This is a genomic window from Xanthomonas campestris pv. phormiicola, from assembly GCA_025666215.1.
Lineage (GTDB): Bacteria > Pseudomonadota > Gammaproteobacteria > Xanthomonadales > Xanthomonadaceae > Xanthomonas_A > Xanthomonas_A campestris_A.
In genome coordinates this window covers 862,083-876,154 of sequence record CP102593.1, presented here as the reverse complement: position 1 = coordinate 876,154, position 14,072 = coordinate 862,083, and the positions used below count along the sequence as shown (strand labels likewise).

At 68.7% G+C, this 14,072-nt stretch carries 11 protein-coding genes and 1 pseudogene; 8 read left to right on the top strand and 4 right to left on the bottom strand.

Features of this window, described 5'->3' with window-relative positions; all coding sequences use genetic code 11:
- The first annotated feature begins 29 nt into the window (after positions 1 to 29).
- On the top strand, positions 30 to 1,235 hold the full coding sequence (gene ccrA / locus NRY95_03605) for a crotonyl-CoA carboxylase/reductase (protein UYC17067.1): 1,206 nt from the start codon (positions 30 to 32) through the stop codon (positions 1,233 to 1,235).
- Positions 1,236 to 1,275: 40 nt separating this feature from the next.
- Positions 1,276 to 2,016: an alpha/beta fold hydrolase gene (locus NRY95_03600; protein UYC17066.1), complete on the top strand. Its 741-nt coding sequence runs from the start codon at positions 1,276 to 1,278 to the stop codon at positions 2,014 to 2,016.
- A 52-nt stretch (positions 2,017 to 2,068) separates the two neighbouring features.
- Here NRY95_03600 and NRY95_03595 read toward each other — a convergent pair whose 3' ends face one another.
- Positions 2,069 to 3,328 (bottom strand): threonine/serine exporter family protein, encoded by a 1,260-nt coding sequence (locus NRY95_03595; protein ID UYC17065.1) that lies wholly within the window; start codon positions 3,326 to 3,328, stop codon positions 2,069 to 2,071.
- A 100-nt stretch (positions 3,329 to 3,428) separates the two neighbouring features.
- On the opposite strand from NRY95_03595, the gene NRY95_03590 reads away from it, so the two are divergent.
- From NRY95_03590 to NRY95_03575, 4 genes are all read left to right on the top strand, one after another.
- The gene (locus NRY95_03590) at positions 3,429 to 4,541 is read left to right on the top strand and encodes an ABC transporter permease (GenBank protein UYC17064.1); all 1,113 of its coding nucleotides are present in this window, start codon (positions 3,429 to 3,431) and stop codon (positions 4,539 to 4,541) included.
- A gap of 81 nt (positions 4,542 to 4,622) precedes the next feature.
- Complete coding sequence (locus tag NRY95_03585; GenBank protein UYC17063.1) at positions 4,623 to 5,444, top strand: ABC transporter ATP-binding protein; 822 nt, start codon at positions 4,623 to 4,625, stop codon at positions 5,442 to 5,444.
- Positions 5,445 to 5,447: 3 nt separating this feature from the next.
- Positions 5,448 to 6,374, top strand: coding sequence for an MCE family protein (locus tag NRY95_03580; protein UYC17062.1), 927 nt, complete (start codon positions 5,448 to 5,450; stop codon positions 6,372 to 6,374).
- Positions 6,371 to 7,039: an ABC-type transport auxiliary lipoprotein family protein gene (locus NRY95_03575; GenBank protein UYC17061.1), complete on the top strand. Its 669-nt coding sequence runs from the start codon at positions 6,371 to 6,373 to the stop codon at positions 7,037 to 7,039. Before NRY95_03580 ends, NRY95_03575 begins: the two co-directional genes overlap by 4 nt.
- 305 nt (positions 7,040 to 7,344) lie before the next feature.
- Here NRY95_03575 and NRY95_03570 read toward each other — a convergent pair whose 3' ends face one another.
- Positions 7,345 to 7,926, bottom strand: coding sequence for an alpha-ketoglutarate-dependent dioxygenase AlkB (locus NRY95_03570; GenBank protein ID UYC17060.1), 582 nt, complete (start codon positions 7,924 to 7,926; stop codon positions 7,345 to 7,347).
- Between the two features lie 113 nt (positions 7,927 to 8,039).
- On the opposite strand from NRY95_03570, the gene NRY95_03565 reads away from it, so the two are divergent.
- Complete coding sequence (locus tag NRY95_03565) at positions 8,040 to 9,683, top strand: electron transfer flavoprotein-ubiquinone oxidoreductase (protein ID UYC17059.1); 1,644 nt, start codon at positions 8,040 to 8,042, stop codon at positions 9,681 to 9,683.
- Positions 9,684 to 9,749: 66 nt separating this feature from the next.
- Positions 9,750 to 12,577: pseudogene (locus NRY95_03560) on the top strand (polysaccharide biosynthesis protein).
- 23 nt (positions 12,578 to 12,600) lie between these two features.
- Here NRY95_03560 and NRY95_03555 read toward each other — a convergent pair.
- On the bottom strand, positions 12,601 to 13,233 hold the full coding sequence (locus NRY95_03555; GenBank protein UYC17058.1) for a CoA transferase subunit B: 633 nt from the start codon (positions 13,231 to 13,233) through the stop codon (positions 12,601 to 12,603).
- Between the two features lies 1 nt (position 13,234).
- Entirely contained in the window at positions 13,235 to 13,972 is a 738-nt protein-coding gene (locus NRY95_03550; GenBank protein UYC17057.1) for a CoA transferase subunit A, read from the bottom strand.
- Positions 13,973 to 14,072 lie beyond the last annotated feature (100 nt).

The following is a 14,072-nucleotide window of genomic DNA, read 5'->3' as shown; positions in this document are numbered from 1 at the left end:
TCCCCTGGCTGACGCCGATGAGGATGCTCATGCACACCGCCCTTCCCGACTCCATGCTGGCCTACCTGATCCGCCCCGAACGCTACGGCGATCCCCTCCACGCCATCCAGGCCGAACGCGTCACGATTCCGGCGTTGACGCCGCACCAGGTCCTGATCGAAGTGATGGCTGCCGGCCTCAACTACAACAACGTCTGGGCCGCCCAGGGCAAGCCGGTGGACATCATCGCCGCGCGGCGCAAGCGCGCGCCGGAGAGCGAACCGTTCCACATCGGCGGCTCGGAGGCGGCCGGCTACGTGCGCGCGATCGGCAGCGCGGTCGGCAACGTCGCCGTAGGCGACACCGTGGTCGTCTCCTGCTCGGTCTACGACGCCACCGCGCTCGAATCGCGTATCGCGCCGGACCCCATGTTCTGCAGCAACCAGGAAATCTACGGCTACGAAAAAAGCTACGGCTCCTTCGCCGAGTACACCCTGGTGGAGGACTACCAGTGCTTTCCCAAGCCGAAGTTCCTGAGCTGGGAGGAAAGCGCCACGCTGATGCTCAACGGACCGACCGCTTACAAGCAACTCACGCACTGGGTGCCCAACACCGTCAAGCCCGGCGATGCGGTACTGATCTGGGGCGCCGCCGGTGGCCTCGGGTCGCTGTCGATCCAATTGACACGCGCGCTCGGCGGGCTGCCGGTGGCGGTGGTGTCCAGCACGGACAAGGGCCGCTATGCCTGCGAACTGGGCGCGGTCGGCTACCTGCTCAGGACCGACTACGACCACCTGGGACGCCTGCCGGCGTTCGGCTCGGAAGAACACGCGGCGTGGATGCAGGGCTTCGCCGCGTTCCGCCGCGACTTCTTCGCCGTCCTCGGCAGGAAGGAACTGCCCAAACTGGTGATCGAGCATTCCGGCCAGGCCACCTTCCCCACCTCGCTGCAGATCTGCGATCGCGCCGGCATGGTGGTGATCGTCGGCGGCACCTCCGGCTACAACTGCGATTTCGACGTGCGCCATCTGTGGATGCACCAGAAGCGCATCCAGGGCTCGCATTACGCCAACATCCGCGAATGCCGGGAATTCCTGCATCTGGTCGAACAGCGGCGCGTGGTGCCGACGCTGAACACCCTGTATCGCTTCGAGGAGATTCCGCAGGCGCACCAGGCGCTGATGTGCGGCGACGTGGTGGGCAATGCCGCGGTGTTGGTCAAGGCCGACAGGCCCGGCCTCGGAGCCGGCTGTTGAACGGCGCCCACCGCCCCACGCGCGGCATGGAGACCTGCACATGACCGGCGGCAGCGAACACCCCTGGCTGGTCCGGGCCAGTCCCGAGCGGCGGCCGCGCACCCTCTACGCCTTCCCCTATGCCGGCGGCGACGCCCAGGTCTACGCCGGCTGGGCGCAGCGGCTGGATCCCTCGATCGAATGGATCACCCTCGAACTCCCCGGCCGCGGGCGCCATCCGGCAACCGCGCATGCCGACATCGATGCCTTCGTGCAGACGCTGGTGCCGATGTTCGCCGACGCCGCCAGGCCGTTCGCGTTCTTCGGCCACAGCTTCGGCGGCCTGCTCGCCTTCCTGGTGTGCCGGGCCCTGGCGCAACGGCGGCTGCCGCTGCCGCGCGGCCTGATCGTCTCCGGCTGCAAGGCGCCCGCCGGCTTCGTGCCGACGTCCGCCGCGCTTTCCGACGATGAGGTCATCGCGCTGGTCCGCGCCTATGGCGGCACGCCGGAAACGGTGCTGCGCAACCGCGCGCTGATGAACTTCTTTCTCCCGGCCCTCAGGACCGACCTGGCCCTGGTGCGCAGCTATCGCTGGCGGCCCCAACCGCCGCTGCCGGTGCCGCTGCTGGTGCTCAGCGGCCGCCAGGATCCGGGCCACGGTCCCGCGATGGCGCAGGGCTGGCGCGACGAGAGCTCGTGCGAAGCGACCTTCCTGGAGTTCGCGGGGGGTCACTTCTTCATCAAGGACCATCTGCACGACGTGCTGGCCAGCATCGACCGGTTCCTGTCGCAAACGCGCTGACACGAGCGGAGGCGGCCGGCCGCACAGGCGCCTGCGCAGCGCGGCGCGCGCCCTACAGATTCTTTCGGGCCGGCACCAGCAGGTTGCCGAACAACAGGCCGGCGACCAGCGCCATCACGATATTGGTCACCGTCAGCAGCGCCGATTGCCCGCCAAGCACGTCCTGATGTTGGACCAGGGTCAACAGCCCGCGCAAGCTGGCACTCCCCGGCACCAGCATGATGATGCCCGGCAACCGGACCAGCGCGCCCGGCCGGTGCACGATGCGTCCGAACAGATTGCCGGCCGCGGTCAAGACCATCGCCGACAGGAAGATGCCGACCGGGCTGCCCCACGCGTCGCCGGCGAACCGCGCGATCGCGTAGCCGGCCACCGAGGCGGCCATCACGAACGGATAATCGCGGCCGCTGGCCTTGAACAGCAGCGCGAACGCGTAGGCAGCGACCAGCAGCGACGCCCACTCCACCCAGCCGTGCTGCGGCCGCGATGCCCGCACCATCGGCTCCAGGCCCAGCAGTTGCGCCAGGGTCACCGCGATCACCGCGCCGACGGTCAGCTTGACGATGGTGGTGACCGCGCCGGCGAAGCGCGCCGTGCCCGAGACCCAGTGCTGGCTGGTGAGTTCGTTGACCGCATTGGTCAGCGCCATACCCGGCAGCAGCACCACCAGCGAGGCGATGATCACCGTATTGAGATTCAGCGGCGCCACGAAACTGGCCACCAGGGTCGCGACGAAACCGGCCAGCAACGCCGCCAGCGCGTCGTTGGCTTCCTTGGTCGCCGGGCGCTTGTCGGTGAGCTGGGTGAGCACGCCGATCAGCAGGCCGATCGCGGTGGCGGTGGCGATATCCAGCCACGGCAGGCGCCACAACCCGGCCACGCCGGCCGCGGCCAGGCCGAAGCCGAGCACCTGCATCGCCATCCAGCGCCGCCCCGGCGGCTGGTCCAGCTGGCGCAGCGCGGTGTGGCCCTGGGACACGCTCATCCGCCCGCTGGCCACGTCGTCGGCGATGCGGTCGGCGACGCTGAGCTTGTGCAGGTCGTTGTCGCCGGGCGCCAGCCGCACCACGCGGGTGATGTCGCTGGAGCCGATCGCCTTGGTCGGGTCGCTGAAGCTGAGGATCAGCCCGGTCGGGTTGGACCAGGGTTCGCAGTCCAGGTCCAACTGCTGCGCCAGCGCCACCACCGCCGCCTCCAGCCGCTGCGCGGTGGTGCCGTAGGTGTGCAGTCGCCCGGCGATGTCGGAGACGAAGGCGATGCGCTGCGCGTAGGTCGCGTTGGCGGAGGGACTGACGGTGGGAGCGGCGGGCATGTCGTCTAGTATGGCGCCAACGCCGCGCCCGGCCACCCCGTCGCGATCACCACATCTGCAACACGGGCGAAACAGGTATGCTCGCGCACCGGACGCCCCCATGATCGAACCGCAACCGCCCAAACTCAGCCAGGACGACCGAGACCCCTCGCGGGTGCGGCTGACCGGCAGTTGGACCCTGGCCACGGCCCTGGCCTCCTCGGAAGTGCTGCGCGACATGCCGGCCGGCACCACCGGCATCGACGCCAGCGGCATCGGCCAACTGGACTCGGCCGGGGTGCTGCAACTGATGCGCTACGCCACGCGCAACGGCATCGCCCACGAGGCGCTGGATTTCCGCCAGGACCACCGCGCGCTGGTCTCGACGATCGAGGACGTCGCCGACGACCGCCCCAAGCGCAAGCGCGACTACGGCTTCGCCGCCGCGCTGGAACGCCTGGGTTATGCGGTGCACCGCAACGGCAAGGAGATCGTCGCCCTGGTCGGCTTCCTCGGCGAGACCCTGGTCAAGGTCCTGCGCCTGGTGCACGAACCGCGGCGTTTCCGCCTGACCTCCACCGTGCACCACATGGAACAGGTCGGGCTGGACGCGGTGCCGCTGGTCGCCCTGTTGTCCTATCTGGTCGGCGCGGTGATCGCGTTCCTGGGCTCGACCATCCTGCGCGACTTCGGCGCCGAGATCTACGTGGTGGAGCTGGTCAGCATCGCCTTCCTGCGCGAATTCGCGGTGCTGCTGACCGCGATCGTGCTGGCCGGGCGCACCGCCAGCGCGTTCACCGCGCAGATCGGCGCGATGAAGGCGCGCGAAGAGGTGGACGCGATCCAGACCCTGGGCCTGGACCCGATGGACCTGCTGGTGATCCCGCGGCTGGTGGCGCTGCTGGTGATGCTGCCGCTGCTGACCTTCGTGGCGATGATCGCCGGCCTGGCCGGCGGCGTCACCGTCGGTGCCTTCGACCTGGGCATCCCGCCGCAGATGTACCTGGCGCGCATGCACGACACCATCCAGTTGCGGCACATGCTGGTGGGCCTGTCGAAGGCACCGATCTTCGCGATCGTGATCGGCCTGATCGGCTGCCTGGAAGGCCTGCGCGTGGAAGGCACCGCGCAATCGGTCGGCGAGCGCACCACCACCAGCGTGGTGCAGACGATCTCGCTGGTGATCATCATCGACGCGATCGCCGCGCTGTGGTTCATGAACGTGGGGTGGTGATGTGAGGCTGGGAATCGGGAATCGGGAATCGGGAATGGGTAGAGCCAGCGGCGTTGCGAGCTGTGGCGGGGAGTGCGCGCTTTGACCATTCCCGATTCCCCAATCCCGAATCCCGATCAAGAACTGGCCATCTCGGTCCGCGGCCTGCTCAACCGCTTCGGCACCCAGACCGTGCACGAAGACCTGGACCTGGACGTGCGCCGCGGTGAGATCCTCGGCGTGGTCGGCGGCTCGGGCACCGGCAAGTCGGTGCTGATGCGCAGCATCCTCGGCCTGCGCGAACCCGACGCCGGCCACATCCGCGTGCTCGGCGTGGACACCGACTCCAGGCGTCGCGAAGACCGGCTGCACGTGGAGCGCAATACCGGCGTACTGTTCCAGGACGGCGCGCTGTTCTCCTCGCTGAGCGTGGGCGAGAACGTGCAGGTGCCGCTGAAGGAGCACTTCGGCGAACTGCCCGACAGCTGGCATTACGAACTGGCGCTGCTGAAGGTGAAGCTGGCCGGACTGCCGGCCGATGCGCTCAACAAGCTGCCCTCGCAGCTGTCCGGCGGCATGCGCAAGCGCGCCGGGCTGGCGCGCGCGCTGGCGCTGGACCCGCCGCTGCTGTTCCTGGACGAACCCACCGCCGGGCTGGACCCGATCGGCGCGGCCGCCTTCGACCGCCTGATCCGCACCTTGCAGGAAGCGCTGGGCTTGACCGTGTTCCTCATCACCCACGACCTGGACACCTTGTACGCTATCTGCGACCGCGTGGCGGTGCTGGCCGACCGCAAGGTCATCGCCACCGCGCCGCTGGCGCAGATCGAGCAGGTCGACCACCCCTGGATCCAGGACTATTTCCACGGCCCGCGCGCGCGCGCGGCGCGCGACGCCAAAACCGCCTGGACCGAGACCCACTGAGCCATGGAAACCAAAGCCAACTACGTCCTGATCGGCGCCTTCACCATCGTGGCCGGGCTGGCCCTGCTGCTGTTCGGGCTGTGGGCCGCCAAGTATTCGTCCGACCGCACCTGGCAGGAATACCGGGTGGTGTTCCGCGAGGCGGTCACCGGCCTGTCGGTGGGCAGCCCGGTGCAGTACAACGGCATCGCGGTCGGCTCGATCACCGAACTGACCCTGGCGCCGAACGATCCGCGCCAGGTGGTGGCGCGGGTGCGGCTGAACTCGACCACGCCGATCAAGAGCGACACCCGCGCCAAGCTGGGCATCACTAGCCTGACCGGTCCGTCGATCATCCAGCTCTCCGGCGGCACCCCGGAGGCGCCGGCGCTGACCACGATCGACACCAGCGACGCGCCGATCATCCAGACCACGCCGTCGGCGCTGCAGAACATCACCGATACCGCCAACCGCATCGTCGAGCGCCTGGACGAAGTGCTCAGCGACCGCAACGTGGCCAGCATCACCGCCACCCTGCACAACCTGGAAACGATCAGCGGCTCGCTGGCCGACCGCGACGAAGGCATGCAATCGCTGATCCTCAGCGCGCGCGATGCCGCGCGCAATCTCGACGTGACCCTGAAGACCACCAACGGCACCATCCAGCGCCTGGACCAGAACCTGGTGCAGCAGCTGCCGCCGATCCTGGACAAGCTGGAAAGCACGCTGAGCAAGCTCGATTCGGCGTCCGGCAACGCCGACAAGATCCTCGGCGAGAACCGCGCGGCGATCAACAGCTTCGCCAACGACGGCCTGGGCCAGCTCGGCCCGACCCTGACCGAACTGCGCGGGCTGATCCGCGACCTGCGCCGGGTCAGCGACCGCCTGGACAACAACCCCGCGCGCTACCTGCTCGGCCGCGACGCCCCGAAGGAGTTCAAACCCAAATGAAGCCGACGCGCGCCCTCCTGCTGCTCGCCCTTCCGGCCCTGCTGCTCGCTGGCTGCTCCGCGCTGACCGGCGGCAGCAAGGAGCCGGTGACGATCTACGCGCCCGACGTCCACGTCGCGCCGAACCCGGCCTGGCCGCAGGTGACCTGGCAACTGGCGATCGCCAAGCCCAGCGCATCGCGCGTGGTCGACAGCCCGCGCATCGCGGTGCGCCCCACTCCGGACGAACTGCAGGTGTACAGCGGCGTCAGCTGGGCGCAGCCGGCCACCGACATGCTGGAGGACACCCTGGTCCGCGCGTTCGAGGATTCCGGCCGCATCCCCGGCGTGGCCCGGCTCGGCACCGGCATCCGCGCCGACTACAAGCTGTTGCTGGACCTGCGCCGCTTCGAATCCGACTACGCCGGTCGCGACGTGCCGTCGGCCACGATCGAGCTCAACGCCAAGCTGCTGTACACGCCCGACCAGCGCGTGGTCGCCTCGCGCACCTTCCTCGCCGCGCAACCGGCGGCCAGCACCGCGCAGGCGCAGGTCGCCGACGCCTTCAGCCAGGCGCTGTCGCAGGTGACCGGCGATGTGGTCGGCTGGACCCTGCAGCAGGGCCAGGCCGATGCGGCCACGGCCCTGGCGCCGGTGCCGAAGGTCGCCCCGGCACCGCGCCGCTGACCCAAAGCCCCTCTCCCATCGGGAGAGGGGTTGGGTGAGGGTCCGGCGCGAAGCGTCTCGCGGAGTTCGGGGGCACCAGGCTGCGCCCGTACCCTCATCCGCCCCTTCGGGGCACCTTCTCCCGATGGGAGAAGGGACCGTCTAGCCCCTCTCCCACCGGGAGAGGGGTTGGGGTGAGGGTACGGCGCGAAGCGACTCGCGGAGTTGGGTGCACGAGGCTGCGCCCTTACCCTCATCCGCCCCTTCGAGGCACTTCCCCCGAAAAGGAGGCCATGCTCCCAAGGGGAGAAAGGAATTCGTGGCCGCTAACGCGCGGCGATTTTCCGGAACGTCAGATTGATCCGCTCGCCGACCGGTTTCGCAGTCCGCGGCAAGGCATGCCGGTACAGGCGCTGGGTCTCCCCGCCCATCAACAGCAAGACACCGGCGCTCAGGTCCAGCGCCTGGCGCAGCGCCGGCTCCTGGCGATGGCGCAGCACGAAGCGGCTTGTGGCGCCCAGGCTCAGCGAAGCGATCAGCGGACGCGCACCCAATTCCTTTTCGTCGTCGCTGTGCCAGCCCATCGCGTCGCGGCCGTCGCGGTAGCGGTTGGCCAGCACGCTGTTGAACGCCACCCCGGTTTCCGCCGCCAGCCGCGCGCGCAGCGGCCGCAGCGCCGGCGGCCACGGATGCGGCGCGAAGCGGGTGCCGGAATAGCGGTAGCTCGCCTCCGGGTCGCCGATCCAGCAACTCAGCCGCGGCGAATCGACCATCCGCCCGAACAGGCGGATGCGGTGGACTTCCCAGTCCACTGCGTCCAGCAAGTGCGCGAACAGCGCCGCCGCCTCGGCCGGGGCGAGCCAGCCAGGCAGCCAGCGGACGTCGGCGCCGGGCAGATCGAGTCGCATCGCGCCACGCTAGCATGCCTGCCGGCACCATACGCCAGCGTGCGGAATTTGCCCCGTCACGCACAAAGCCTGAAAATGCGTGCAGCCAGATCGAGCCAACGGGAGCGGACCAGATGACGGAATTGGAGGGCGGCGCCAGCGCGCCGGAGCCAGTGGAACGCGACGTCATGGAATACGACGTGGTGACCGTCGGCGCGGGTCCGGCCGGGCTGGCGTTCGCGATCCGGCTCAAGCAGCTCAACCCGGACATCTCGGTCTGCGTGATCGAGAAGGCCAGCACGGTCGGCGCGCAGATCCTGTCCGGCGCGGTGATCGAACCGGCGCCGCTCGACGCGCTGCTGCCCGGCTGGCGCGACAACCCGCCGCCGATCTGCGTCCCCGCCGGCGAAGACGAGTTCTGGCACCTGAGCAAGGACGGCGGGCGCAAGTTCCCGATCGTGCCGCCCGGCATGCGCAACCACGGCAACTTCATCGTCAGCCTCGGCGCGCTGTGCGCGTGGCTGGCGCCGCAGGCCGAGGCGCTGGGCGTGGAGATCTACCCCGGCTTCGCCGCCGCCGAGACCCTGCATGCCGACGACGGCACCGTGCTCGGCGTGCGCATCGGCGACATGGGCGTGGCCAAGGACGGGTCGCACAAGCCCGGCTACACCCCCGGCATCGACATCCGCGCCAAGGTCACGGTGCTGGCCGAAGGCGCGCGCGGGCACCTGACCAAGCGCCTGGTCAAGCGCTTCGCGCTGGACGCCGACAGCGACCCGCAGGCCTACTCGATCGGCATCAAGGAACTGTGGCAGCTGCCGGAAGGCCGCGTGGTGCCCGGCAAGATCGTGCACACCCTCGGCTGGCCGGCCGACAACGCCACCTATGCCGGCAGCTTCCTGTACCACCTGGAGAACAACCAGGTGGCGCTGGGCTACGTCAGCGGGCTGGATTACCACGACCCCGAGTACCGGCCGTGGGAGGCGTTCCAGCAGTGGAAGAACCACCCGCTGATGAAGCCGCTGCTGGAAGGCGGCAGCATCCTGTCGGCCGGCGCGCGCGCCATCGCCAGCGGCGGCTGGCAGTCGTTGCCGAAGGTGGAGATGCCCGGCGCGCTGCTGATCGGCGACAGCGCCGGCCTGCTCAACGTGCCCAAGATCAAGGGCACCCACCAGGCGATCCGCAGCGGCATGCTCGCCGCTGAGCACCTGGCCGCCGGCGCGGCGCCGAATCCGGCCGGTTTCGACGCGCGCTTGCGCGGCTCGGAGGTGATGGCCGAACTGCGCCAGGTGCGCAACATCAAGCCCGGTTTCAAGAAGGGCATGTGGTTCGGCCTGCTCAACGGCGCCTGGGAGACCCTGGTCAAGGGCGCCTCGCCGTGGACACTGAAGGTGACCGCCGACTGGTCGTCGCTGGACCGGCTGGGCGCGCACGAACAGCCCAAGCGCGACTACGTGCAGCGCGACCTGGCGCCGCGCGACCGCCTGCAGGCCGTGTACTTCGCCGCCACCGAACACGACGAGGACCAGCCCGTGCACCTGCAGGTGCTGGACCCGCAGATCTGCGTGACCCGCTGCACCGAGGAATACGGCAACCCCTGCACCCGCTTCTGCCCCGCCGCGGTCTACGAGATCGTCGACGACGCGGCCGGCAAGCGCCTGCAGATCAACGCCGCCAACTGCGTGCACTGCAAGACCTGCGACATCAAGGACCCCTACGAGATCATCAACTGGGTCTCCCCGGAAGGCGGCTCCGGGCCGAATTACCAGAACCTGTGAGCCACGCGCTTCCGACACGATGCGCTTATTGCGCCGCCGCCCTCTTCTTCGCCACGTGACGTCGCGATGAGAGCAACCTGGCGTAAAGCCGAGCTGGCCGCGCGTGCGGCTGTCGAGCGGCACGGCGGCGGCTGGCGGGGTCTGGTTGCCGTCGCCGAGCGCAGCTGGAAAGTGCTGCGAGCGCTGGGCCTTTCCGGTTTCGTGCAGCGCTTGCGCAATGCCGCGCACGCGCAAGCGTCGGCACCGCCGCCATCGGACATCGTGTTTCCCGAACCGATCGCGGTCGAGCGCCTGCAACTGCGTGTGGGCGTGATGGCGCACGTTTTCTACCCCGACCTGCTGGATGAGTTGGCCCAGGCGCTGGCGGCAATGCCGGTGTCGTATGTGTTGATGGTCTCGGTCGTGGACGACGCCGCGCAGATCGCGGCCCGACAGCGCCTGTCGTCGCTGCCGAACCTGCAGGCGCTGCACGTGCACAAGGTCTCCAACCGCGGCCGCGATCTGGCGCCGCTGATCGTGACGTTCCGCGAGGAGGTTCTGGCGCTGGACGTCGTGGCGCACTGGCATAGCAAAAAATCGCTGTATACCGGTGGCGAGCGCCAGGATTGGCGCAACTACCTGACCACGTCCCTGTTCGGTTCGGCACAGCGTATCGGCTGGATTCTGGGCATGTTCGAAGCCGAACCGCGGCTGGGCATCGTGTATCCGGAGAGCTTCAGCGGCGTACCGCTGTGGGCGCACACCTGGCTGAGCAATCTCCAGGTCTGTCGCGAACTGGGCCAGCGGCTCGGCGTCGGTATCGATGCGACCGCCTACATCGATTTCCCGGCTGGCTCGATGTTCTGGGCGCGCGTGGAGGCCTTGCGACCGATCTACGCACTGGGATTGAACCTGCACGACTTCCCGGAAGAGCGCGGCCAGATCGACGGGACCCTGCAGCATGCCCTGGAGAGAATGTTCGTGGCGGTAGTGCGCCAGCAAGGACTGCTGGCTGGCATTCTGCCCCCGGACGGAACACTCGCACTGAGCACGGAAGGCGGCCGCAACTGGATGCAGGCCTTCCAGATGCCGTTGGCCACGCGCCTGGCGCTCTCGGCGATCGATGCAAACGTGGTATCGCTGGATGTGTTCGACACCCTGGTGACGCGCCCCTTTCTGACCCCTGCAGGCGCGCGCGCCTATCTCGCTCATCTGGCAGCCGAGACGCTTGGCGTCGCCGGATTCGCCGCATTGCGCGCGCGCGCCGAAACGCGCGCGCAGCGGCAGGGCAGGATGTCGACCTGGACGCCATCTATGCCGCGATGGCCCACCTCGCGGAAGCGAAAGACCTTCCCCTGCAAGCCCTGCAGAAACTGGAACTGGACACGGAGACACGCCTGTTGCGGCCGCGTCAGACGCTGGTTGCCGCGGCCACCGCGCTCGCCGCCAGCGGCCGGCGCCTGGTCGCCGTGTCGGACATGTACCTAAACAGCGCCGATCTGCGCAGGGTATTGCCAGCGGCGGTCCGCGTACTGCCGCAAGCCTGGTATGTGTCTTGCGAAACCGGCTGGCGCAAGGACGACGACCTGGCATGGGAACAGCTGCCGGCGCGCGAAGGTGTCGCCGCGCGGCACTGGCTGCACGTCGGCGACAACGAACAGGCGGACATCCAGCGCCCGCAGATGCACGGCTATCTCACGCCCGTGCATGTGCTGCGCCCATCGGCCCTGCTCGACGTGGTCCCGGCATTACGCCCGTTGCGACCTGCGGCGGGCGCACACAGCCCCTGGCAGGATCAATTATGGCTTGGCCTGCTCAGTCGCCACCTGGCGGATCTGGCCGATACTCGACCGGCGCAGTTCGGCGACCGTCTGCACCTGGAATCGCCGACATCGCTCGGCTATCTGGTGTTTGGCCCCCTGGTCGCCGACTACCTGCTGTGGCTGTCGCGTGTGGCGCTGTCGCGCGGCGTTGGCCAGATCCTGTTCCTGAGCCGGGAAGGCTATCTGTTGCAAAAGGCGTTCACGCAGCTTCAGGCGGCATGTCCGCCACTGGCCGCCCTGCGCGGCCGCTATCTGCTGGCCTCGCGCCGCGGCACCGGCGTGCCGACCCTGCGTGAGGCCAATGACCTGGAGGCATTGCTCGGCAGCACCTATACCGGCAGCCTGCAGGATCTGCTGCAGGCACGACTCGGCACCGCGGCGGCAAGCGCGATCGCTGCGCAGCTTGGCGCTGCAGACATGCGCGGCATGGTGATGCTGCCGGAGATGCGCGCCGCCTTGCTGCAAAAACTGGCGCCTGCGATACCTGCGCTGCTCGACGTCGCCGCAGTCGAACGCGCAGGCTATCTGCGTTACTGGCGCGATACGGTTGAAGACGCACCGGCCATGGTGGCGGACCTGGGCTACGCAGGCACCATTCAAGCGCAACTGGGCAGGTTGACCGGAACCACGCTGGGCGGCGGCTACTTCGCGGTGAACGCCGGCATCGCTCAGGTCCAGGCCAGTGGCTGGGCCGAAGCCCGTTACTTCGATGGCCGCAGCGCCGATGCGGAAACCTCGGCGATCCTGCAACACGACTTGCTGCTGGAAACCTTCCTGACCGCACCGGATGGCCAGTTCTCGCATTTCGCGTTGCACGACGATGGCAAGCTCGAACCCGTCTTCGCCGACAACGAACTGGCTCCCACGCACTTCGCCGCGGTCGCCGCAGTCCAGCAAGGCGCGCTCGATTTCGTCGCCGACCTTTGCGCAGTCGGCGGCAGCGAGACCTGGCAATTCACCTTCGACCGCGCACTGATCCAGGCGCCATTGCGCTGCCTGGGCGAGGGCCGCTGGCAGGCCGGCGACTGGGCACGAGGCCTGGCGGTCAGCGATGCGTTCACTGGCCGCGGCCGGGTGGCCGTGACCATGTAAGGGCATCCGTCTTCGCCGTAGCGTCAGGCGCTGCGGAAAGCGACCCCGGTCTTGGCAACCAGTTCCGCCTCGTCCACAGCGTCGGCCGCCTCGACCAGCACCAGGCCCTCCGCGCTCACGTCGAACACCGCCAAGTCGGTGATGATGCGGTCGACCACGCCGACCCCAGTCAACGGTAGATCGCAGTTATGCAGGATCTTGTGGCTGCCGTCCTTGGCCACGTGCTCCATCAGCACCACCACGCGCTTGACCCCGGCCACCAGGTCCATCGCCCCGCCCATGCCCTTGACCATCTTGCCGGGCACCATCCAGTTGGCCAGGTCGCCGCGCGCGCTGACCTGCATCGCGCCCAGGATCGCCAGGTCGATATGGCCGCCGCGGATCATCGCAAAGGAATCGTGGCTGCCGAAATAGCTGGCGCCGGCGCGCGCGGTCACGGTCTGCTTACCGGCGTTGATCAGGTCGGCGTCGACCTCGTCCTCGCTCGGGAACGGGCCGATGCCGAGCAGGCCGTTCTCCGACTGCAGCCACACGTCCACGCCTGCGGGAATGTGGTTGGCGACCAGGGTCGGCAAGCCGATACCCAGGTTCACATAGGCGCCATCGGTGAGTTCGCGGGCGGCGCGCTGCGCCATTTCGTCGCGGGTCCAGGCCATGTCAGGCGTCCTTCTGGCGCAGGGTGCGCTGTTCGATGCGTTTTTCGGGATGCGGGTTGTGCACGATGCGGTCGACGTAGATGCCGGGCAGATGCACCTGGTCCGGGTCGATGCTGCCGGTCTCGACGAGTTGCTCGACCTCGGCGATGCAGACCTTGCCGGCCATCGCGCAGGCCGGGTTGAAGTTGCGCGCGGTCTTGCGGAACACCAGGTTGCCGGCCGCGTCGGCCTTCCACGCCTTGACCAGCGCCACGTCGGCCTGCAGCGCGGTTTCCAGCACGTAGTGCTTGCCGCCGAATTCGCGCGTCTCCTTGCCCTCGGCGACCACCGTGCCATAGCCGGTGGCGGTGAAGAACGCGGGAATGCCGGCACCGCCGGCGCGCAGGCGCTCGGCCAGGGTGCCCTGCGGATTGAACTCCAGCGCCAGCTCGCCGGCCAGGTACTGGCGCTCGAATTCCTTGTTCTCGCCGACGTAGGACGAGATCATCTTGCGGATCTGCCGGGTCGCCAGCAGCTGGCCCAGGCCGAAGCCATCGACGCCGGCGTTGTTGGAGATCACGGTCAGGCCGGTCACCGCACTGTCGCGCAGCGCGGCGATCAAGGCCTCCGGGATGCCGCACAGGCCGAACCCGCCGACCGCCAGGGTCTGGCCGTTGGCCACCACGTCGGCCAGCGCCGTGGCCGCATCGGGGAAAAGCTTGCCGCGTCGCCCGGTCGCCCGGGTAGAGGTGTCGCCCATTCGCCAGCTCCGCATCGGAAGTAGACAAGTAGTTTAGCCGGTCGCCGCGCGCAGCCCGCTGCGCACTGCCGCAATGACCGATTAAGGGCCGGAACGTTAC